Below are 21800 nucleotides of genomic sequence, written 5' to 3' on the forward strand. Positions count from 1 at the left end.
CCTTTTCTTCATCTAGTTCAGGAAAAACACCGGTTTTAACGGCTGACTGACAGGACTGTTATCTGCATTAGACGGCATGAGATCTTTCATTGACGCCCACCAGCGCTGACACACCTCCGTTTTTGCCACCGCTTCCCAGCGTGCTTCAGATTCAATCTCAACGCTGGCGAACAGCAGATTCCGCTCTGCGTCCAGCCAGATAGCATAGTTGTGCGCGCCATGTGCCTTCAGCGTCTCAGCCAGTTCAGGCCAGATTGGGGAGTGACGACGTTCATACTCTGCATGACAGTCGGCATTCACCTGCATCACAAAGGCTTTACGCAGCATTGGCTGGGCCCAAATCCAGCGCCGGTTGCCACGGCTTGACGCCAAAGCGCTCACCCAGCGCGATCAGCTGTTCGGTGGTGATGCTCTGGCGAATACCGCCCATCGACAGCACTTTGACGATCACTTCTGACGATTTTTCCGCCGTATCAATCAGACCAAAGGTTTCATCGAGTGTCGGGCCTGTGCCAAAGACGCCGTGGAATGGCCACATCACCAGAGTGTGAGACTGCATCTGTCCGGCAGTCGCCGTGCCGATTTCATCGGTGCCAGGAACCATCCATGGCAGCACACCCACGCCATCCGGGAAGACCACCAGACATTCGGTACTACCTTCCCACAGCAAACGGGTAAAGCGGGCAGAGTCCATCTCAACCACGTAGCTCAGAGCCATAAAGTTGGTCGCATGGCAGTGCATAATCACCCGATCTGCGCCTTTGCTGACGGCTTTACGTACCGCATGAGACTGAAAGTGTGATGCCAGCTCAGAGGTCGGCAAACCGCCATTCGACAGGCCCCAGTGAATTTTATAGGAAAGTCCCTTGTCATCGACCTGTAGCAGCGCCAGACAATCCGCCGGATCGAGCTGGACGTTACGCATGAATTTTCCTGATCCGGTCACCAGAAACCAGTCGTTTGCCAGCGCTGGCGCAGGCTGGGTCAGCTCAATGCAGCGCGGTTCCTTATAGAAATCGGCGGCAAAGGGTTTCACCTCCTCCTCCAGCAGACGGAGGCTGACGTTACCGCCGTTACGTTCGTCCCAGCCCTTCAGCCACATGTCGCTGGTCGCTTTGACCATTCCCTTAACAAACCCGGAAGAAAGAATGCTTTGCATAGTGAAATCCTTAACGTTGGCTCAAGATCTGTTGTTCATAATGACGGACATCGCCTAACCAGCTGGCATCAGCCGGGACGTCATGGCGCAGGCACCACGCTTCCCAGACCGCCTGCCATGGCAGTGATTTTTGCTCTTCCAGCAGGGTAAGCCGCGCGGTGTAATCGCCACTGTTCTCGGCCTGGCGTAAGCGGTCGGTTGGTTCCAGCAAGGCACGCAGCAGCGCTTTTTTGGTGTTACGGGTGCCAATAACCCAGGCGGCAATCCGGTTAATTGAGGCGTCGAAGAAGTCGAGGCCAATGTGCACTTTGTCGAACAGCTGATGACGGATGATCTCACTGGCGATAGCCTGGGTTTCATCATCCAGCAGCACAACATGGTCGCTGTCCCAGCGTACCGGACGGCTGACGTGCAGCAGCAGGCGCGGCACATAGAGCATGGCGGCGGAAATCTTGTCGGAGATCACTTCGGTTGGATGGAAATGCCCTGCATCCAGGCATAGCGCCGTCTGGCGACTGGCGGCATAGCCGAGATAAAACTCGTTAGAGCCTACGGTGTAGCTCTCAGCGCCAATGCCAAACAGCTTGCTCTCAACCGCATCAATATGATGCTGCGGGTTGATTTTTTCTGAGATGATTTCATCCAGCGCACTCATCAGGCGCTCACGCGGGGCCAGCCGATCCACGGTGATATCTTTCATACCGTCCGGCACCCAGATATTCATCACTGAGGGGGTGCCAAGCTGCTCACCAAATGAGGCAGAGATGCGGCGACTCGCTTTGCAGTGGTCGATCCAGAACTGACGGACGGTTTTATCACTGTGCGACAGCGTAAAGCCGTCAGCGCTTTTTGGATGCGAGAAGCAGCTTGGGTTAAAATCGAGGCCCAACTTATTCTCTTTGGCCCAGGCGACCCAGTTGGCGAAATGGGCAGGTTCAATGGCATCCCGGTCCACCGGCTTGTCGCTTTCAAGGTAGATAGCGTGCAGGTTCAGACGTTTCGCGCCAGGAATCAGCGACATAGCCTTGTCGATATCACTGCGTAGTTCACTGGCATTCCGTGCCCGTCCCGGGTAGTTGCCGGTCGCCTGAATGCCGCCGGTCAGTGCGCCCTGCGGGTTCTCGAATCCCCGGACATCATCACCCTGCCAGCAGTGCATGGAGACCGGAATGTGGTCCAGCTGGCGCATGGCCTGTTCAACATCAACCCCATTATCAGCGTAGCGTTGTTTAGCCAGTTCAAAAGCCTGTTCAATCTGCTTAGTCATAAGCGGGTTCCTTAGCGGGTTGACTCAGCGTCGCGAAGCGTGCCTGACTGGCACTGAAGACGCTGTGTGTTTGCGGTTCGAATTTTTCGAGTGGGAAGTTGTTAATGACGCTGCAGCGGAAATCAGCCACATCGGTCAGTTCGCCCAGGGCAATCAGCTGGCAACCAACGTTACCCAGCGTGGAGGCTTCAACCGGGCCTGCCAGTACCGGGATCTGGCAGGCATCGGCGCAGAGCTGATTAAGAAAGCGGTTCTGGCTGCCGCCTCCCACCACGTGCAACTGGCTGAAAGGCTTGCCACGCAACTGAGCCAGCTCCTGAATGACTTCACGGTAGAGCAGCGCCAGGCTGTCAAATATGCAGCGAGCCAGCGCAGCGGCAGATTGGGGCACCGGCATGCCCTGCTCTGCGCAGGCGTTCTGAATCTCATTAACCATGCTGTCCGGATTGATAAAGCGCGCATCATTGGGACTGATAAGTGAAACACAGGCGGGCTGATGGGCTGTCTCTTCAATCAGCATGCTGAGATCGTCAATCTGCAGTTCGCTGCAGATACGCTGCAACAGCCACAGCCCCATGATGTTTTTCAGTACGCGATACCCCTCAGCGCCGCCTTCGTTAGTGATGTTGGCGCGCAGTGCCGTATCGCAGGCATAGGGCTGCAGACTTTCGAAGCCCATCAGCGACCAGGTTCCTGAACTGAGATAAGCGGCGTCGTCCTGCATCAGCGGCGTTGCAAGAACTGCGCTGGCAGTGTCGTGAGTGGCGACGGCGATCACCGGAACCGCCGTGCTTGCGCGATTGATCCAGTGACCGACGGTATTGCCGGGTGCCTGCGGCTGACCGAACCATCGCGCGTCAACGCCCGCCCAGGCGAGCAAATCGCGATCCCACTCACCGCTGTGAATATTGAGCATTTGCGTAGTGGTCGCGTTGGTGTATTCCCAGTTGAGATTACCGGTCAGGCGATAATGCAGGTAGTCAGGTATCATCAGCGCATGCGCCACGCGGGCCTGCCAGTCGGGCTGCTGCTGATGCAGAGCGCGCATCTGGTAGAGTGTATTGAACGGCAGAAACTGAATGCCGGTTCGGGCATAAATGGCGCTGCGGCTCAGCTCATGCTGTGCCTGCTCCATCAGGCCGTGCGTGCGCGCATCACGATAGCTGACCGCTTCACCCACCGGCTCACCCTCTGCATCCAGCAGCACCATATCAACACCCCAGGTGTCGATGCCGATACTGTCAGGGACGACGCCCTCATCATCTAACTGAGCCAGCCCGGCGCGTATCTCCTGCTCCAGCATAGCCAGATCCCAGCAGTCATAACCGGCACGACGCTGGCGCTTGTTTTTAAAGCGCCGGACCTCACGCAGTGCCAGCTGGCGCTGCGCGGCATCCCAGCTGGCGAGCATGACCCGTCCGCTGGATGCGCCGAGATCGATAGCAACAATGTTTCTCCTGGTCATGGCGACTTTTCCCTGTGATTAAGTGGTCACAGAGTAAAAATCTTGCCTGGTTGTCACCTTCCCCAGAATGCCAGCAGGCGTTAGTGGCTGGCAGATGGGCAAAGAACTTCGTGAGGGAGATCACAGAGATGGCAGCAGAGGCGATGTGACCCCTGCCGCAAATCTGTTAACTGCCGGGGATTTCTTGAAAAATCAGCATGATTCCTGCTGAGTCCAGCTGAAAATTCAAGGTAAGGTAACGGCGTCCTGATTAGACTGCGTTACGGTTTTGTTAAGCAGCGAGAGACGACGATGACCATATTGCACAGTGCAGATTTTTTTCCCGAAGGCGATTACGCGATAGCGATTGAACCCCGCATACCGCAGGCAGCTTTTCCGGAACATCATCATGATTTTCATGAAATTGTACTGGTGGAGCAAGGCTCCGGCATTCATGTGTTTAATGGTCAGCCGCAGACGCTGTGTGCAGGCTGTGTCTGCTTTGTGCGCGATCACGATCGTCATCTCTATGAGCAGACCGAAAATCTTTGCCTGACAAATGTGCTTTATCGCAGTCCCGGCGCGTTTCGCTTTCTCTCCGGGCTGCAGGCCTTGTTGCCCTGCGATCAGGACGGGCAATACACCTCTCACTGGCGTATCAATCACAAAGTGATGGCGCAGGCGCTGAGTGTGACAGCGAAGATGCAGCAGGATGATACCTGGTCGCTGGAGAAACAGGCGCACCAGGAACAGCTCTTTTTGCAGCTGCTGGTGTTGCTGAGGGAAGCCTGTATTGACGGGCAGAGTCAGGATCAGGAAGCACGGTTGCATCGCCTGCTCGACTGGCTTAGCGACCATTACAGTGACGAGATTGTCTGGGAGGAACTGGCTGATCGCTTCTCCCTGTCACTGCGAACCCTGCATCGGCAGATGAAGCAGCAAACCGGCAGTACGCCGCAGCGCTATCTGAACCGTTTGCGGCTGTTACAGGCTCGTCATCTGCTGCGTCACAGTGATATGCGAATTACCGATATCGCCTTCCAGTGTGGATTTGGTGACAGTAACCATTTCTCAACCCTGTTCAGGCGCGAATTTGGCTGCGCACCGCGAGCGGAGCGCCAGCAGATGTTGTAAAGGAGCAACGTATGGCATTGATACTCAGTCGGGATGACTATTTTCCCGCTACCAGTTTACCGGTGGCGGTTGCCGAAAGGATGCCCCAACCCTCCTTTCCGCCCCATCAACACGAGTTCAGTGAAATCGTGATTGTCTGGCGCGGTAACGGCCTGCATGTCCTCAACGATCGTCCCTGGCTGATAACCTGCGGCGATGTTTTTTATATCCGCGACAGTGACTGCCATAGCTACGATAGCGTCAACAATCTGGTGCTGGATAATATCCTCTACTGCCGTGACCGCTTTGGCCTTGGCCTTGACTGGAATCAGCTGCTGCCTCAACAGGGACCGGACACGCCCGGCTGCTGGCGTCTGACTACGCGCGGCATGTCCCTGGCCCGTGGCGTTATCAGCCAGCTGGAGCGTGAAAGCCGCAAAAGCGATCCGCTGTCAGTACAGCTCTCTGAGGCGCTGTTTTTACAGCTGGCATTGATTCTGCGCCGCCATGGCTACGCCGCCGATCGTCCATGGGCATTGCCGGAGGGTGAACAGCTCGATCTGCTGATGTCAGCCTTACAGGGTGCCCTTGCCCGCCCCTTCGATCTGGCGGCGTTTTGTCAGCAGAATCAGCTCAGCGAGCGGGCGCTGCGGCAGCTTTTTCGTCAGCAGACCGGGATGACCATTGGTCATTACCTGCGCCAGCTGCAGCTCTGCCAGGCAAAATATCTGCTGCGCACCCAGGATTGCCTGATTAGTGAGGTCGCCGCCCGCTGTGGCTTTGATGACAGTAACTATTTCTCGGTGGTCTTCACCCGTGATACCGGTTTAACGCCCAGCGCCTGGCGTCAGCGATTTATTGCGCCACGGCAGGTTTCGAAAAGTACCGAGTCTGACTAAAAAGGGCCTGTGTTGGAGGCCCATTCAACACCCTTCCGGCAAGCAATTTAGCGCACTGAAATTCCCCCAATGAATTATTAGCAGCAATGATTATGCTAAAAAGCGCAGGGAACACGGCCAGAAGAGGAAAGCGTCCCGCGACAGGACGTCGCGGGCCGAGCAGGCCATGGATGGCGGCTTTTGCGTCTTTCCGATCTGACCGTGTTCCCTGAGCGGGCACGATCTGACCGCCATTCTGCTAACTCTAAGGGCCTTCTTTATAAAGACACTGTCTTTGTATTCGCATTCAGGCCGCCATACCCAGCCCGACGATGTTAGCGGCAATGATGATCACTACACAGCCGATCGATAACACGCTTACCGGGCGACGCCCTGCTGACTTCCACTCTTTCATCAGCAGGCCTACCAGCCCACCACACAGGACGTAAAGGCTCATGTGCAGCATCCAGCTGACATAGTCATACTGCGCCGGGATGCGGGCATGTCCCCAGGCGTAAAAGAAGAATTGCAGATACCACATGGTGCCGCCGAGCACCGCAAAAGCGGTATTGGCAATCAGCAGCGACTTTCCGACAGAGAAGTCTTTACGTACCGACAGCTCAGGCCGGGTGGCCAGCCGCCAGAAACAGAAGGCCAGATTCACCAGTGCCCCGCCGCCCATGATGATGACGTAGCTGGGTAAAGCCACATAGAGCGGATCGATGCCCAGATTAGCGGCGGCCTGATGCATCGGTTTCGCCGCATCCATCGCAAAGGACATACCCGCTGAGAAAATTCCGCACATCACCGCCAGCAGCAGTCCTTTTCTGAGGTTAAACTCTTCGGCGTTTATCCCCAGCGCCCGCTCCTTCAATAGCCCGGCACGCGTCACTATCCCAACGCCAATCAGCGCTACCAGCACGCCCAGCAGGGTTAACCGGCCCCCTGCCGAAGCAAACAGTTCGCTAAAACGGCCCTGCAAGAGTGGCGTCATCAGCGTGCCAACCACCAGGGTAATGCCAATCGCGATACCGATCCCCATCGACATGCCAAGGTAACGCATGGTCAGGCCGTAGTTAATATTGCCTATGCCCCACATCGCGCCAAAGAGAAAAACCGGCGTCAGCTGCGACAGTGTAAAACTGCTGTAATAGGCCCTGAAGTCTGGCAATAAAATGGCACTGACCGCCCACGGCAGGATAAGCCACGACATCAGGCCGCCAATTGACCACATGGTTTCCCATGACCATCTTTTCACCTGTTTAAAAGGCGCGTAAAAACATGCGGCGCTGGCAGCACCGACAAAATGCCAGAAGATACCTGCAATAATGGCGCTGTTCATTGTTATTCCCCGGTTAGGTTGAGGCCTGTCGGAAACCTGTCAGCTTCCGTTCAGCAGGCAGTCTACGTTTTGCAGGAATTCCTCAGCCTTTGGATAAATGCCGGAAGCCGCAGCGGAGTGGCAATATTTACCCGTTATTAACGTTAAGGATCACAATTTCACAGTTGTCAGATAACCGGACAATGAATAAGGTAAGTATCTTATTATTCTGACTTTTTTATCGTTTTGCTGTGTGGCGCAGCACACTTTTAAACTGACTGCCATTTAAACTGGTATGGTGGCAAAAGGGCAAAGAAGCCTTCTTTACCGCAGACAAGGTCGTATAAACTGGGGCAAATTGATGGGAACAGGGATTGGAATGACAACGAAGTGGTTAACACTGTTTCTTTCGCAGTCAGTGAGCCGGGTGATGCTGGATGATCTCCGGGCGATACTACCTGCAGATGCGATAAAGGTGTTTGTGAATGGTCTGGATGAAACACACTATGCCACCATTGAGTGTGTGCAGGCGGAGCAACATTGCGCCCTGATCGCCTCGGCGATTGTGGTGTGGCGTCAGCTCGGCCATGTGCACCATATTATTTATAAAAAAGGCGAGGTGCTGCGTGAGGAGAACGAGGCAACCCAGTTCCAGCTTTTCACCCTGCTGAAAACCCACCGCGCAGTCCTCCAGATCTCATGATAAGATCGCGCTCCCTGAAATCGCTGTTTGCAGCAGGTTGAATATGAGAATTGGAATTCTGTTTCCGATCGCCATCATCGTGGCGGGCGTGGGCTTTCTGGCGTGGTTTATTAGCAGCGGCCTGGCGATGCCAGGCTCATGACCGTTAGCGCAGCTGACTGTCTTTACTGCCACGACGGTTATATAAGCTGCTGGTCTGCTGCTGTTTATCGATTTTTTCCTGACACGCCACGCAGTAATGCACCCCTTTGAGTGCCTGACGGCGCGCTTCAGGAATCGGTTCGCCGCAGAGTTCACATTCGGTGGCGCTTTCGCCCTGCCCGAGCGATTGTCTGACCCGCTCAATCCCGTCGTTAACGGTGCTATCAATCTGTTCCTGTACTGCGCCGTCTCCTGCCCATCCGCTTGCCATTATTTAACCCCTTTTTCACGATTTCACTCCTTTAAATCTACAACAGATTGACGTTTTTGCCGCAGAACTCACCGATATCTGTGATTGGCTGCCAGCCGGACGCGCAAGCTGGCAATAAGCTAAAGGTCACGCTTAGGGATCTGTTTCACCCTGCTATCACATTATTGCAACGTATCGATAGCGGAGAGCCAAGCGAATGACAACACATCATCAACATTACATTAATGGCGAGTTTGTCGCCCATCAGGGTGACCAGTGGATTGAAGTCATCAATCCGGCCACTGAAGCGTTGCTGTCACGCATTCCACAGGGCAGCCGTCAGGATGCCAGCCTTGCGATCAATGCCGCCGAAGCCGCTCAGCCGGCGTGGGAAGCGTTGCCTGCGGTTGAACGCGGCGTCTGGCTGCACAAAATCGCCAGCGCCATCCGCGACCGCGAGCCTGAACTGACGGCGACCATCGTGGCGGAAGGCGGAAAAACCCAGGGCCTGGCGAAGACCGAAGTGCTGTTCACCGCCGACTACCTCGATTACATGGCGGAGTGGGCACGGCGTTATGAAGGCGAGATCATCAACAGCGACCGGCCCAACGAAAACATCTTCCTGTTTAAAAAAGCGATTGGCGTCACCACCGGGATTTTACCGTGGAACTTTCCCTTTTTCCTGATCGCCCGCAAAGCGGCGCCTGCCCTGATCACCGGCAACACGATTGTGATTAAACCCAGCGAGCTGACGCCAAACAATGCCGCACTGTTTGCCGGGATTATCCAGACGCTGGGTCTGCCAGCTGGCGTCATTAACATTGTCTATGGTCTGGGACCGGAAGTGGGACAGGAACTGGCGGCCAATCCAAAGGTCGGGCTGGTGAGTCTGACGGGCAGCGTCGGCGCAGGTATCGCCACCATGGAAGCCGCGGCTAAAAATGTGACCAAAGTGTCGCTGGAACTGGGCGGCAAAGCGCCCGCCATCGTGATGGAGGATGCCGACCTCGATCTGGCGGTGCGATCCATTATCAGCTCACGCGTGATCAACAGCGGCCAGGTTTGTAACTGCGTGGAGCGCGTCTATGTGCAGGAAGGCATTTATGATCGGTTTATCAGCGCACTGACTACCGCGTTTCAGCAGGTGACGTTTGGCGATCCCGCCGAACGCAGTGATATCGACATGGGACCGCTGATTAATGCCGCCGCCCGGGATCGGGTCGAGCAGAAAGTGGCCGATGCCGTTGCCGCAGGTGCAAAAGTCGTTCTGGGCGGCAGGCGCACCGGAGAGAGAGGCTTCTTCTTCCAGCCTACGCTGCTGACCGATGTGCGTCAGGAGATGGCGATTATGCAGGAGGAGATTTTTGGCCCGGTGCTGCCGGTGATGACCTTCAAAACGCTGGATGAGGCGATTGCGCTGGCTAACGATTGCGAGTATGGACTGACTTCCTCAATTTATACCCGGAATCTCAATACCACGATGATCGCGCTGCGCAAGCTGAAGTTTGGCGAGACCTATGTGAACCGTGAGAACTTTGAAGCGATGCAGGGCTTTCACGCCGGATGGCGTAAGTCGGGTGTCGGCGGAGCCGATGGAAAACATGGTCTGGAGGAGTATCTGCAGACCCATGTTGCCTATCTGCAGTTCAGTTAAAAGCAGGTCGGTTTAACGGCCCGTTGAGATTGATAACGCAGGCTGGTTCGTTTCGCGGTTGAGATCGCGCCTGCGCAGGAAACAGGGTCAGATCGGAAAGTCGCAAAATCCGCCATCCATGGCATGCTCGTCCCGCGTCGTCCCTGACGCGGGACGCTTTCCTTCTCTGACCCCGTTCCCTGCACTTTGAGCTTTTTTATTGCTGCCAGAGCCTGATGTGACTATGCCAGCTGCCTGAAAAGGCCAATCAACGGGCCTGATTTGCTATGCCACCCGCTTACTGCAACGCAGCAGCGCGATACCGCTCAGCACTGCCCCTGCCATCAGGTAGTAGCCTGGTGCCAGACTGCTGCCGGTGGCGGCAATCAGCATGCTGCAAATCAGCGGGGCAAACCCGCCGAATACTGTTACGGCCACGTTGTAACTGATCGCCATCCCGCTGGCACGGGTAGTCGCCGGGAAGAGATCCGCCATTACCGACGGCACCGTCGAGAAGTAGATCGACTTCAGCAGCGCCATCCAGGCCACCAGCAGGATCAGCGTGGTGGGCGTGGTGTGATCGACCATCCATTTAAACGCGGGATAGATAGTGACCACCAGCAACAGCAGCGATCCCCACATCAGCGGCAACCGCCCAATCCGCTCCGCCCACAATCCCATGATGGGCGTCACCACCGTCAGGATGATCCCCGCTATCAGCGTAGCGGTGAAGGCGACCGATCCCGGCAGGTGCAGCGTTTTAGTGGCGTAGGTCGGGATGTAGTTGAGCATGTAGTTGACCGCGGTCGAAATTACCATCACGCCAATCGCCAGCGTGATCAGCGCTTTCTGCCGCCCGAACAGGGTTTTCAGCGGTGCGGCTTCCTTTTCCTGCGAGGCAAAGCTGGCGGGTTCCTGCACATGACGGCGGATGTAGATCCCCAGCGGCCCAATCAGCAAGCCGAAAGCAAACGGGATGCGCCAGCCCCACGCCTGAATCTCACTTTCGCTCAGCCACTGTGTCAGCCCCAGTCCGAAAGCCGATGCCATCAGCGTACTGGCACCCTGGGTGGCGAACTGCCAGCTGGCGATGAACGCTTTGCGCTCGGGAAAATGCTCCACCAGAAAGGCGGTCGAACTGCCAAACTCACCGCCGGCAGAAAAGCCCTGTATCAGCCGCGCCAGAATAATCAGCAGCGGCGCAGCCAGACCGATAGTGGCGTAACCCGGCATAAACGTAATGATCGCCCCGCCCAGCATCATCAGATTAATCGACAGCAGCAGCGCCTTTTTGCGGCCATGCCGGTCGGCATAGTTGCCCAGAACGATGGCTCCCAGCGGACGGATCAGAAAAGAGATACCGAAGCTGCCAAAGGTCAGCAGCAGTGACACCGACGGATCGCTGACCGGAAAGAAAACGTGGGCGATGTAGCTGGCGAAAAAGCCATAAACAGCGATGTCGAACCACTCCAGCGCGTTACCGATGCAGGTGGCGAACAGCGTTTTATGCAGGCTCGGTTTTACCTGCGGGGCACTTTGCGCGATGCTGCTCATTGTTCACCTCTCCGCCACTGATGGTGGCGCGTCATCAGCTGTTCGCCCTCTTCGCCCAGTTGCCAGAACAGCCGGGTCATAATCGCCAGGCCTTCGCGTGCAATCGAGGTGAGCATATGTTCGTTAACGCCATGCTGGCCGCAGGCGGGATAAGAATGTGGCACCCATAGCGTCGGCAGGCCCAGGATATCGGCGAAGACCTCATTGGGCAGTGAACCGCCGAGATTAGGCAGCAGCGCCGGTTTTTTGCCGCTGCTGCGGGCCAGCGTATCCAGCGCCCAGTCCACCAGCGGATCCTGCGGATCAAGCCGCGTCGCCGGTGAGCCGCGCAGAAACTCCACGCTGACGTTATCGAAGCCGTGCTGATGCAGGTGACGTTCGACATGCTCCACCAGATTTTCCCAGTCGGTGCCGACCACAAAACGCAGCTGACATACCGCCGTAGCGCTGCCCGGAATGGCGTTCATGGGTCGTGCCGGATTACCGGTTTCAAAGGCCAGCACCTCCAGGGTGTTCCAGCCGTAAAGGCGTTCGGCAGGCGTCAGGCCAGGCTCGCCCCAGCCTTCCGCCAGCGCCGGGTCGCCTGGCATGCCGCCCACATCAATATCACTGAGGATGACGCGCACGGCGTCGGTCAGGGAGTCCGGTTTCAGCGCGGCAACCTGTAATACGCCCTGCGCATTCACCAGGCAGGCGATCGCACTGGCCAGTTGAGTACCAGGGTTGCTCAGCAGTCCGCCCCAGTTACCGGAGTGGTAGGCGTTGTCACGCGCCTGAATAGTCAGACGAAAGTTCGCCGCACCACGTGAACCCAGAAACAGTGTTGGCCGCAGCGCATTAAGGCGTGGGCCATCCGAGGCGATAAAAAGTTCGGCCTTTAACAGCGCCTGCTGTTGCTGGCAGATCTCAGCCAGCCCTGGCGAGCTGATCTCTTCGCCCATTTCGAACAGGATTTTGCAGTTGAAGCCCAGCACGCCGCCGCGTGCCTGCCAAACCTGCTCCAGCGCCGCGAGATTCACGCAGTGCTGGCCTTTGTTATCCGCGCTGCCTCGTCCATACAGGCGATCGCCTTCGGCTGTGAGTTGCCACGGCGATAATCCTTCGCGCCAGTTTTCATCGTCACCAAACACTACATCGCCGTGGCCATAGCAGAGCAGCGTGGGTTTTGACGGATCTTCGATACGGGTGGCGATCAGAAACGGCGGGCTGCCGGGCTGCGGATTGTCAAACGGGTGTAGCGTGAATCCCATCGCCGCCAGCTGCGGACCAATTTCCTGCTGCAGATAGTGGTCCAGCTCTGTGCGTCTGCTGGCGTGCTGGCTTTCGGTCACACAGGCGACGCGCCGTGCCAGCAGTTGCTGAAACTCACCGCTATCGAAATAGTGCATCGCCTGGTCAACTGCCTGTTGCTCTGTCATGTTTGCCCTGTCTGTTATTTTTATCGTGCTTTATCTTTGACAAACTTCTCCCTTTGCCACAATTATCAATTTATCGAGTGGCCTTTGCTTTTAAAGCAACGCATAGCTGCCCTTTTATGATGCGTTTTGTTGGAGTGACCATGTTAAGCAGCGAAATCCGTTATTTCCTGGCGGTCGTTGAGAGCGGTTCGCTGAGTGCCGCCAGTGAGAAACTGTTTGTGGCGGTGTCGGCGATCAGCCGTCAGATTCAGCGGCTGGAAGCGCAGGTTGGTGTGCCGCTGTTTGAACGGCATGCACGCGGCATGGTGCTGAATGAGGCGGGAGAAATTTTTGCGCATCACGTGCGTAAAAGTCAGCTTGATATGGAATATGCGCTGGCGGAGATTAAGGGCCTGAAAGCGGTACGCCGCAGCCTGATCCGTATCGCCTGCACGGATGGCATGGCGTTCAGTCTGCTGCCTGGCCTGCTGGCGGCGTTTCGACTGGCGAATCCCGGCGCACTGTTTGCGATTAACGTGACGCATTCGCAGGGCGTGGCGGCATGCGTCAGGGCGGGCGAATGCGATGTGGCGCTGCAGTTCAGTCTGCAGCCTGAGCGCAGCGTTGAGGTGCTCGGCTCGTGGCCTGCCCCGGTGTTACTGGCGATGCATCAGTCACATCCGCTGGCGTCACGCGAGGTGACGCTGGGCGATTTGCATCGCTGGCCGCTGGCGCTGCCGGGCCATCACACGACCGTGCGGCAGCTGTTTGATCTCTCCTGTGAGATGAATGACTGCGTGGTTGAACCGGTATTGACCTGCGACTATTTCGCCACGCTCTATCACTTTTTGCTGCATACGCCACAGGCGGTGACCATCTGCAGCGCATTTACTCTTTTGTTTGAGCGCGAGTCCCAGAATCTGGTGTTGCGATCGCTGGGGGTAGATCAACTGAGTCAGCGGACGTTGCAGCTTCAGACGGTGTCGGGTCGTCAGCGCAACGCAGCACTGACGTTGTTTCTGGCGTTTTTGCAGCAGCGGCTGACGGAGATGGATCAGCAGGTGAGGATGGGATAAGGGTTACCGGATTTTGGGTAAACTGCACAGGCCCAATACGTATGGGCCTGTGCAGGAAGGTATTACTGCTTAATATCAACCTGATAGAAGATGTGCTTGCCGAACGGATCGACCTGATAACCGCTGACCGATTTGCGCACCGGCTCGAAGATGGTGGAGTGCGCAATCATCACCGCAGGCATCTGGTCATGCATCATCTGCTGCGCCTGCAGATAGAGCGCGGTACGTTTGCCCTGATCCGGCTCGGCGCGGGCTTCGGTAATTAACTTCTCAAACGGCTGATAGCACCATTTTGATGAGTTAGAACCGCCCTGCGCAGAGGTGCAGCTGTAAAGCGGGCCAAAAAAGTTGTCAGGATCGCCGGTCGCGGTGGTCCAGCCCATCAGCGCCGCCTGATGCTCGCCGCTGCGCACACGTTTCAGGTATTCGCCCCACTCATAGCTGACGATACTGGCTTTGATGCCGACTTTGGCCCAGTCCGACTGAATCATCTCCGCCATGCGTCGTGCATTCGGATTGTAAGGCCGCTGGACCGGCATCGCCCAGAGCGCAATTTCGGTGCCCGGTTTGACGCCTGCCTGCTGCAGCAGCGCTTTGGCCTGCTCCGGGTCGTAGTCGTAATCTTTCAGATCTTTGTCCGCACTCCAGACGCCCGGCGGCAGGATATTTTTCGCGACCGTGCCGGTACCTTTAAATATCGCCTCGATGATTGCCGGTTTGTTGATCGCCATCGCCAGCGCCTGTCGCACTTTGACGTTGTCGGTTGGCGCTTTCGTGGTGTTAAACGCCAGGAAGCCGGTGTTCAGGCCCGCCTTCTGTTCCAGGGTGATATCCGGGTTGGCGCGCATCTTGTCGAGATCGGCGGGGTTCGGGAATGGCATCACCTGACACTCGTTCTTCTCCAGCTTGGCGTAACGCACGGAAGCATCCGGCGTAATGCTGAACACCAGACGATCCAGCTTCGCCTTGCCCTGCCAGTAGTCCGGGAAGGCCTTGTAGAGGATGCGGGAATCTTTCTGGTACTGCACCAGCTCAAACGGGCCGGTGCCAATCGGGTTCATATCGACCTTCTCCGGCGTCCCCGCTTTCAGCATGGCGTCTGCGTATTCAGCCGAGTGAATCGAGGCGAAATACCAGGCGAGGTCGGCAAGGAACGGCGCTTCCGGATGGGCGAGCGTAAAGCGCACGGTATGGTCATCCACCCGATCGATGCTTTTGATTAGCGTGGAAAGCTCGAGGCTTTCAAAGTTGGAATAGGTGCCGCCAGAGACATTATGGTAGGGATTTTTGGGGTCCATCTGGCGCATAAACGAGAAGATCACATCATCGGCATTGAAGTCGCGGCTGGGTCTGAACTGTTTGTTGCTCTGGAACTTCACGTTTTTGCGCAGATGGAAGGTGTAGACGGTGCCATCCGGGCTGATCTCCCAGCGTTCTGCCAGGCTGGGCACCAGATCGGTGGTGCCGGGCGTGAAGTCCACCAGCCGGTTAAACACCGGTACGGCACTGGCGTCGACACTGGTTCCCGAGGTATAGAGCTGAGGGTTAAAATTTTCTGGCGATCCCTCAGAACAGTAGACCAGCGTTTTGGCGTTAACGCTGCCAGCCAGCGCTATCCCAGCAGTAACAAGCGCTAAGGTGGCTATCTTGATTTTCATTATCATCCTCGCTTTGTATTGACTTCTGGTGATCACAATATCTAAATGAATCATTCAGATGCTTCATTGATAGCACGATTCGGCACCATAGCGAACCCCGCCCATGGCTGACTAATAAGGAATAGTGATGACAGACAAACTTGAGTCGCAACTCACCGAACGTTTTTTTCGTTACCTCGCCGTCAGCAGTCAGAGCGATGCCAAATCCACGACTCTGCCGAGTACGCCGAGCCAGCACGCCATGGCGGAACTGCTGGCGGACGAGCTGCGGGCGCTGGGGCTGGACGAGGTGGTGATTGATGACCATGCTACGGTGACGGCGGTGAAACGGGGCAACCGTCCAGACGCTCCGCGCATCGGGTTTATCACGCACATTGATACCGTTGACGTGGGCTTGTCGCCCGATATCCACCCGCAGATCCTCACCTGGCAGGGTGACGATCTCTGTCTGAATACAGAGCAGGATATCTGGCTGCGCCGCGATGAGCATCCGGAGATCGCGCCCTACGTCGGCCAGCAGGTGATCTTCAGCGACGGCACCAGCGTGCTGGGCGCAGACAATAAAGCGGCGGTCACCGTGGTGATGACGCTGATGGCAAACCTCAAAGGCGATCATGGCGATATCGTGGTGGCGTTTGTACCAGACGAAGAGATTGGCCTGCGCGGGGCGAAAGCGCTGGATCTGGACACGCGGTTTAATGTCGATTTTGCCTGGACCATCGACTGCTGCGAACTGGGCGAAGTGGTTTACGAGAACTTTAATGGAGCCGCGGCTGAGATTGTGTTTACCGGCGTTCCGGCACATCCGATGTCGGGCAAAGGCGTGCTGGTCAATCCGCTGCTGATGGCCCATGACTACATCAGCCTGTTTGATCGTCAGCAGACACCGGAGCACACAGAAGGTCGTGAAGGCTATATCTGGTTCAATGAGATTCAGGCCAACGCCAGCAAGGCGACGCTAAAGGCCTCTATTCGTGATTTTGATCTGGCCAGCTTCGCGGCGCGTAAGCAGCAGTTGCAGCAGGCGGCAGAGGAACTGGCGGCGCGCTATCCCACAGGCGAAGTGAGCATCACGATCAGCGATATCTACAGCAATATCAGCAATGCACTGGGTGAGGATCGCCGGGCAATAGATCTGATCTTCAGCGCCTTTGCCGCGCTGGAGATTGAGCCGAAAGTGATTCCGATGCGGGGTGGCACGGACGGTGCCGCGCTGTCAGCCAAAGGCCTGCTGACGCCGAACTTCTTTACCGGCGCGCATAACTTCCATTCACGCTTCGAGTTTCTGCCAGTCTCATCGTTTGTGAAGTCCTATCAGGTGGCAGAAAAGCTCTGTTATCTGGCTGCGGGTTAAGCAGAGAAATCGGGCGCAGAACGCGCCCGATTGCTGTTATGGCTTCGCGCTGACATCAATACCCGGGAAGTATTTTTCAGCCAGCTTTTTGAGGGTGCCATCGCCCTGCACTTTGGCGATTGCCGCGTCCAGTGACTGCTTCAGCGGCGCGTCATCTTTACGCAGGCCGTAGCCGATGCCTGAACCCAGAATCGCATCATCTTCGACGGGCTTGCCCACAAAACCAAATCCTTTGCCCTGCGGCTTATCGAGGAAGCCCGACTGACCGGCAGCGGACATCACCAGTGTGCCATCAAGGCGGCCCGCGACCATGTCGTTATAAACCTGGTTCTGATCCTGATACGACGTCACCGTCACGCCCTGGGTCTCCCAGTGCTTCTTCGCATAGGTTTCCTGAATCGATCCCTGCAACACACCGATGTTTTTGCCCTTCAGACCTTCGGCGGTCGGTGCCAGATTTTCACCCTTTTTCGCCACTAACATGGTTGGAATACGGTAGATCGGCTGCGTAAACGCGATGCTTTTGGCGCGCGCTTCGGTGATATTCATCGCCGAGTTAATGGCGTCGAACTTTTTCGCCTGCAGTGCCGGGATCAGCGCATCAAAGCTGCTCTCAACCCAGTGGCAGCTGAAGTTGCCTGCCTTACAGATGGCATTGCCCAGCTCAATATCAAAGCCTTCCAGCTCACCTTTTGCGTTGCGGCTTTCAAACGGCGGATATTGTGACTCCACGCCGTAACGTAAATCCTGAGCCAGTGCCTGTACCGTTGTCATCATGCCCAGAGCGAGAAAAAGCCCGTTCAGTTTTTTCATTATCTATTTACCCCGAAAAGTCCTGGTTACCTGTTCCCCGTACTGAATCACGCTCGCGTGATTCAGTGAGAAAAAGCACAAAGCGCAGCCGCGCCAGCCTCTAGTGTCGCCTCGTCTTTCGCAAAAGAGAGACGAATCAGTTTGTTGTCTGTGCCATCCATATAAAACGCCGACAGCGGTATGGTTGCCACACCGTGATCGACGATAAGACGTTTTACCATCTCACTGTCCGGTTCGTCACTGAAATGTCCATAGCTGGCGAGCATAAAGAACGAACCGGCGCTCGGCAGCAGCCGGAACGGCGAGTTCTGCATCAGGTCGATTAGCCGATCGCGCTTCTGCTGATAGAAAGCGTTAAGTGACAGGTAGTTCTGCGGCGTCTGCAGATAGTGTGCGAATCCCACCTGCATCGGCGTGTCGGCGGCGTACATCATAAACTGATGCACTTTCACCAGCTCGGTCATCAGCTCCGCCGGTGCCAGACAGTAGCCTACCCGCCAGCCGGTGACGTGGAAGGTTTTACCAAATGAGGAGACGATGACGCTGCGTGCGGCCAGCTCCGGGTGCGTCGCCATGCCGCAGTGCGGGCGACCATCAAACAGAATATGTTCATAAACCTCATCGGAGAGCACCACGATGTCGGTGTTGCGGATCAACGCTGCCAACTGGTTGAGATCGTCGCGGGTCAGTACCTGCGCGCTGGGGTTGTGCGGCGTATTAATAATGATCATCCGGGTGCGCGGCGTGATCGCCGCCCGCAGCTGATCCCAGTCGATAGCAAACGACGGCACCTGCAGCTTCAGGCCTATCGGCGTACCGCCCTGTAACCGCACCACCGGCGCATAACTGTCAAACGCTGGTTCAAAGAAGATTACCTCATCGCCCTGATGAACCAGCGCGGTAATCGCCATATAGATTCCCTGGCTGGCGCTGCCGGTGATTAACACTTCACTCGCGGCATCATATGTCTGTCCATAAAGCGTCTGCACTTTGCTGGCGAGCGCCTCGCGTAAGGCGGGCAGTCCCATCATGGCAGCATACTGATTATGCCCCTCCTGCATCGCACGACTGACGGAATCGACCAGCGCCGGATCACAGGGGAAACTGGGCGCGCCCTGCGACAGGTTAATCGCCTGATGCTGTGCCGAAAGCTGGCCGATGACGCTAAAGATAGTGGTGCCGACGTCCGGCAATTTTGAGTGAACAGCGACTGGCGTTTTCAGGGACATATGTTCTCCATCAGGTGCATAACTGGTCAGATGCAATACATCGTTATTCAACGGGCTGCAACTTGAGTCGGCAAGCGAAATGTCGTCATAATAGCCATGACAAAATTGCATAGCTGAGGTCCACCGTGTCACGCTCATCGCTGCCACTCAACGCCATTCACGCCTTTCTGGTGACGGCCCGTCACCTTAATCTGACCCATGCTGCCCGCGAGCTCTGCCTGACGCAGGGTGCTGTCAGTCGTAAGATTGCTACCCTGGAGCAGTGGCTGGGCGTGATGCTGTTTGACCGCCATGCGCGCGGGCTGCGGCTGACCCCGCAGGGTGCCGCGCTGCTGCCTGAACTCAGCCAGGGCTTTGAGCTGATGGTTCAGGCCAGCGAAAAGGTCCGTCGCAGTCAGGTCAGCCTTCGCCTGAAAGCGCCGACCTGTGCCATGCGCTGGCTGGTGCCGCGGCTGATGGCGCTGGAGCTTCACCGCCCTGAACTGCATGTGGCCCTGACGACCACCCTGGATCATGCGGCGCAGCTTGAAAATTTTGACGCGGCGATTGTCTATGGCAAGCCGCATCCTGACGGGATCTGCCTGTTCAGCGAGTCGCTGACGCCGGTGATGGCAGCTGGTCAGCCCTGCCCGGAGACGACGGCGGCGCTGTCCGCAATGACCTTTTTGCATCCCACGTCAGACACGCGTGACTGGCAGTGCTGGTTACAGGCGCAGCAGGTAATGCTCAGCATGAAGCGAAACCAGCATTTTGCCACGATGGATTTAGCGATCAGTGCAGCGATTCAGGGGTATGGCGTGGCGATTGCCGACAGCAACCTGGTGGAGAGTGATATCGCCAGCGGCAGGCTGATTAAGCCGTTCGCTGGCGAGGTTAAAACCGGAGCCGTTTACAGTTTACTGCAGCGGCCCGCGCAGGATGCGCCACCGTTCCTCGCGGAGCTGGTGGCGTGGCTCTGCAGGGATCAGAACGTCACCCAGTCGCCATTATCAGCAGGTTTCGCCTGAGGCGCATTCAGCACAGGAGCTTTTGGCGCTGCCGGTGTATTGCTGACGGCAGGTGAAGCCGGACGGTTACTGGAAAGGCGGAACTTCGACACAGAGGCCTGCAGCGCTTCAGTCTGCAGCGCCAGCGCACTCGCGGCGGCGGAGACCTCTTCTACCAGAGAGGCGTTCTGCTGCGTGACGCTGTCCATCTCGGTAACTGCGGTGCCCACCTGAGAAATACCCTTGCTCTGCTCTTCCGACGCAGAAGCGATCTGTTTCATAATCGCGTCCACATCCTGCACTGACTTCAGAATATTGTTCATGGTGCCGCCCGTCGTGCTGACCAGCTCCGCGCCTTTTCCTACACGCTGCACCGAGTCTTCAATCAGTGTCGCGATCTCTTTGGCGGCGTTGGCGCTGCGCTGTGCCAGATTACGTACTTCAGATGCCACGACCGCAAAACCACGACCCTGTTCGCCGGCACGTGCCGCTTCGACCGCAGCGTTCAGCGCCAGGATATTGGTCTGGAAGGCGATGCCGTTAATCACGTTGGTAATTTCAGCAATCTTCTTCGAACTGCCAGAGATGCCCTCCATGGTGCTGACCACTTCACTCACCAGCTGACCGCCACGTTGTGCTGTGGTGGTGGCAGTTTCTGCCAGCAGGCTGGCCTGGCGGGCGTTATCGGCGTTGAATTTCACCGTGGCCGTCAACTGCTCCATGCTGGCCGCCGTCTGTTCCAGCGCAGCGGCCTGCTCTTCGGTACGTGAAGAGAGGTCATTGTTACCGGCAGAAATCTCAGCAGCACCGCGCGAGATATTCTCGGTCCCGCTGCGAATGGCGCTGACCGCTTCACGCAGGCTATCCTGCATGGCGCTCAGCAGCGGCACCAGTTTACCGACACAGTTGCGACCAAAATCGGCTACTGGCTGGCTGAGATCGCCTGTCGCGATCACTGCAAAGTGGGTACGAATACTTTCCAGCGGACGGACCAGCATCGCCACCAGATAGCGGTCGGTAAACAGCAGAATAAGCAGGCCAATAATCACCGTGATAGTAATAATCGTCTTGGTCATCGCGGTGAGGTGGTCGACTTCAACCCGGGTTTTGTCCAGCTTTTCGGCTGCGCCCTGGTTAAACTTCTCTGCGCTGATGCCAAAGGCACGACTGAGCGGCGGGGTGACATTGTTCGCCTGCTGGCGATATGCGTCCGTTGAGGCCTGACGGGCCAGTTGCAGTTGTGGCGTCACGCCCTCATCCAGCAGCTTTTGCCAGCTCTGAATGACGCCATCGACGACGTCCGGATTCATCGGACCGGGAGCCAGCTGTTTAAAGCGCGCCAGTTGCTGAGTCATGCTATCCAGCGCCTGCTGCACAGGTGCATAGGCCTCATCGGTCAGCGTTTTACCAGCGGCTTTACTTTCCATCACGCGGGACAGGCGCGTGATGACGCGAAAATATTGATCGTTGCCTTTGCTCAGCACCGTCATTTGCTCAACCAGATGACGGTCAACGTCATTGCCTTCGCTGAGCGCACCAAGCGAGTGGATGCTGTACAGCCCGACGCCGCTCCACAGTAAACAGAACAGCCCCAGAATTGTGAGCATCACTGCGCGAATGGTAAAATTTTTGAGCATTCCCATACCAAAATCCTATACACGTTGACCCGCAAGCGTCGGGCATAGGAGATTTATCGGCATGAGATAGTGAAAATGTAACTGTTTTGTTACCTGATATTTTACAGCGTCTTCAGGCATGAATTTAGAGAAAATTCCTTAGTTTCAATATATTAGACTTTAAAAAGCAGAAAAAATCCATTCACGC

20 protein-coding genes are annotated in these 21800 nt (G+C 56.5%); 8 read left to right on the top strand and 12 right to left on the bottom strand.

The features are described from left to right. Nucleotides 1-12: 12 nt before the first annotated feature. The 4 genes from rhaM to rhaB are packed head-to-tail and all read right to left on the bottom strand — an operon-like array spanning nucleotide 13 to nucleotide 3891. Nucleotides 13-327 (bottom strand): L-rhamnose mutarotase, encoded by a 315-nt coding sequence (rhaM, locus tag IBT54_RS05915; RefSeq protein ID WP_041456867.1) that lies wholly within the window; start codon nucleotides 325-327, stop codon nucleotides 13-15. Further along, nucleotides 317-1159, bottom strand: a complete 843-nt coding sequence (gene rhaD / locus IBT54_RS05920) for a rhamnulose-1-phosphate aldolase (protein ID WP_201251799.1) — start codon at nucleotides 1157-1159, stop codon at nucleotides 317-319. Before rhaD ends, rhaM begins: the two co-directional genes overlap by 11 nt. Before the next feature lie 10 nt (nucleotides 1160-1169). Then, on the bottom strand, nucleotides 1170-2426 hold the full coding sequence (locus tag IBT54_RS05925; RefSeq protein ID WP_201251800.1) for an L-rhamnose isomerase: 1257 nt from the start codon (nucleotides 2424-2426) through the stop codon (nucleotides 1170-1172). Further along, complete coding sequence (gene rhaB, locus IBT54_RS05930) at nucleotides 2419-3891, bottom strand: rhamnulokinase (RefSeq protein ID WP_201251801.1); 1473 nt, start codon at nucleotides 3889-3891, stop codon at nucleotides 2419-2421. Before rhaB ends, IBT54_RS05925 begins: the two co-directional genes overlap by 8 nt. 291 nt (nucleotides 3892-4182) lie before the next feature. On the opposite strand from rhaB, the gene rhaS reads away from it, so the two are divergent. Both rhaS and rhaR read left to right on the top strand, forming a co-directional pair. Next, nucleotides 4183-5004: an HTH-type transcriptional activator RhaS gene (gene rhaS / locus IBT54_RS05935; protein WP_033783160.1), complete on the top strand. Its 822-nt coding sequence runs from the start codon at nucleotides 4183-4185 to the stop codon at nucleotides 5002-5004. A gap of 11 nt (nucleotides 5005-5015) precedes the next feature. Continuing rightward, a complete protein-coding gene (gene rhaR, locus IBT54_RS05940) occupies nucleotides 5016-5882 on the top strand; it encodes an HTH-type transcriptional activator RhaR (RefSeq protein WP_095707164.1) in 867 nt (288 codons plus the stop codon). Nucleotides 5883-6168: 286 nt separating this feature from the next. Here rhaR and rhaT read toward each other — a convergent pair whose 3' ends face one another. Then, nucleotides 6169-7203, bottom strand: coding sequence for an L-rhamnose/proton symporter RhaT (rhaT, locus tag IBT54_RS05945; protein ID WP_201251802.1), 1035 nt, complete (start codon nucleotides 7201-7203; stop codon nucleotides 6169-6171). 358 nt (nucleotides 7204-7561) lie between these two features. Here rhaT and IBT54_RS05950 point away from each other — a divergent pair, with 358 nt between their 5' ends. Beyond that, on the top strand, nucleotides 7562-7885 hold the full coding sequence (locus tag IBT54_RS05950) for a hypothetical protein (RefSeq protein WP_013357928.1): 324 nt from the start codon (nucleotides 7562-7564) through the stop codon (nucleotides 7883-7885). A gap of 43 nt (nucleotides 7886-7928) precedes the next feature. Beyond that, nucleotides 7929-8027 (top strand): YoaK family small membrane protein, encoded by a 99-nt coding sequence (locus IBT54_RS05955; protein WP_146210980.1) that lies wholly within the window; start codon nucleotides 7929-7931, stop codon nucleotides 8025-8027. 3 nt (nucleotides 8028-8030) lie between these two features. Here IBT54_RS05955 and IBT54_RS05960 read toward each other — a convergent pair whose 3' ends face one another. Then, nucleotides 8031-8297 (bottom strand): DksA/TraR family C4-type zinc finger protein, encoded by a 267-nt coding sequence (locus IBT54_RS05960; RefSeq protein ID WP_013357929.1) that lies wholly within the window; start codon nucleotides 8295-8297, stop codon nucleotides 8031-8033. Nucleotides 8298-8493: 196 nt separating this feature from the next. On the opposite strand from IBT54_RS05960, the gene aldA reads away from it, so the two are divergent. Continuing rightward, nucleotides 8494-9930, top strand: coding sequence for an aldehyde dehydrogenase (aldA, locus tag IBT54_RS05965; protein WP_201251803.1), 1437 nt, complete (start codon nucleotides 8494-8496; stop codon nucleotides 9928-9930). A 264-nt stretch (nucleotides 9931-10194) separates the two neighbouring features. On the opposite strand, the gene IBT54_RS05970 is transcribed toward aldA, so the two are convergent. Both IBT54_RS05970 and IBT54_RS05975 read right to left on the bottom strand, forming a co-directional pair. Continuing rightward, nucleotides 10195-11463 (bottom strand): MFS transporter, encoded by a 1269-nt coding sequence (locus tag IBT54_RS05970; RefSeq protein ID WP_201251804.1) that lies wholly within the window; start codon nucleotides 11461-11463, stop codon nucleotides 10195-10197. After that, nucleotides 11460-12881 (bottom strand): M20 family metallopeptidase, encoded by a 1422-nt coding sequence (locus tag IBT54_RS05975; RefSeq protein WP_201251805.1) that lies wholly within the window; start codon nucleotides 12879-12881, stop codon nucleotides 11460-11462. Before IBT54_RS05975 ends, IBT54_RS05970 begins: the two co-directional genes overlap by 4 nt. Before the next feature lie 140 nt (nucleotides 12882-13021). Here IBT54_RS05975 and IBT54_RS05980 point away from each other — a divergent pair, with 140 nt between their 5' ends. Continuing rightward, nucleotides 13022-13936 carry a LysR family transcriptional regulator gene (locus IBT54_RS05980; protein WP_201251806.1) on the top strand — a complete coding sequence of 305 codons (915 nt, stop codon included), beginning with the start codon at nucleotides 13022-13024 and terminating at the stop codon, nucleotides 13934-13936. Between the two features lie 62 nt (nucleotides 13937-13998). Here the strand turns inward: IBT54_RS05980 and IBT54_RS05985 are convergent, their stop codons facing one another. After that, nucleotides 13999-15594 (bottom strand): ABC transporter substrate-binding protein, encoded by a 1596-nt coding sequence (locus IBT54_RS05985; RefSeq protein ID WP_013357935.1) that lies wholly within the window; start codon nucleotides 15592-15594, stop codon nucleotides 13999-14001. A 127-nt stretch (nucleotides 15595-15721) separates the two neighbouring features. On the opposite strand from IBT54_RS05985, the gene pepT reads away from it, so the two are divergent. Next, nucleotides 15722-16948 carry a peptidase T gene (gene pepT, locus IBT54_RS05990; RefSeq protein ID WP_147789195.1) on the top strand — a complete coding sequence of 409 codons (1227 nt, stop codon included), beginning with the start codon at nucleotides 15722-15724 and terminating at the stop codon, nucleotides 16946-16948. A 36-nt stretch (nucleotides 16949-16984) separates the two neighbouring features. Here pepT and IBT54_RS05995 read toward each other — a convergent pair whose 3' ends face one another. Both IBT54_RS05995 and IBT54_RS06000 read right to left on the bottom strand, forming a co-directional pair. Then, entirely contained in the window at nucleotides 16985-17761 is a 777-nt protein-coding gene (locus IBT54_RS05995; protein ID WP_201251807.1) for a transporter substrate-binding domain-containing protein, read from the bottom strand. 62 nt (nucleotides 17762-17823) lie between these two features. Further along, nucleotides 17824-18990 carry a methionine aminotransferase gene (locus tag IBT54_RS06000; RefSeq protein ID WP_201251808.1) on the bottom strand — a complete coding sequence of 389 codons (1167 nt, stop codon included), beginning with the start codon at nucleotides 18988-18990 and terminating at the stop codon, nucleotides 17824-17826. Nucleotides 18991-19115: 125 nt separating this feature from the next. Here IBT54_RS06000 and IBT54_RS06005 point away from each other — a divergent pair, with 125 nt between their 5' ends. Then, nucleotides 19116-19997, top strand: a complete 882-nt coding sequence (locus IBT54_RS06005; RefSeq protein ID WP_033783169.1) for a LysR family transcriptional regulator — start codon at nucleotides 19116-19118, stop codon at nucleotides 19995-19997. Here the strand turns inward: IBT54_RS06005 and IBT54_RS06010 are convergent. Continuing rightward, a complete protein-coding gene (locus IBT54_RS06010) occupies nucleotides 19955-21619 on the bottom strand; it encodes a methyl-accepting chemotaxis protein (RefSeq protein ID WP_201251809.1) in 1665 nt (554 codons plus the stop codon). The two genes, IBT54_RS06005 and IBT54_RS06010, sit on opposite strands and share 43 nt — an antisense overlap. Nucleotides 21620-21800 lie beyond the last annotated feature (181 nt).

It is taken from the genome of Pantoea sp. S62, assembly GCF_016658625.1.
GTDB lineage: Bacteria > Pseudomonadota > Gammaproteobacteria > Enterobacterales > Enterobacteriaceae > Pantoea > Pantoea vagans.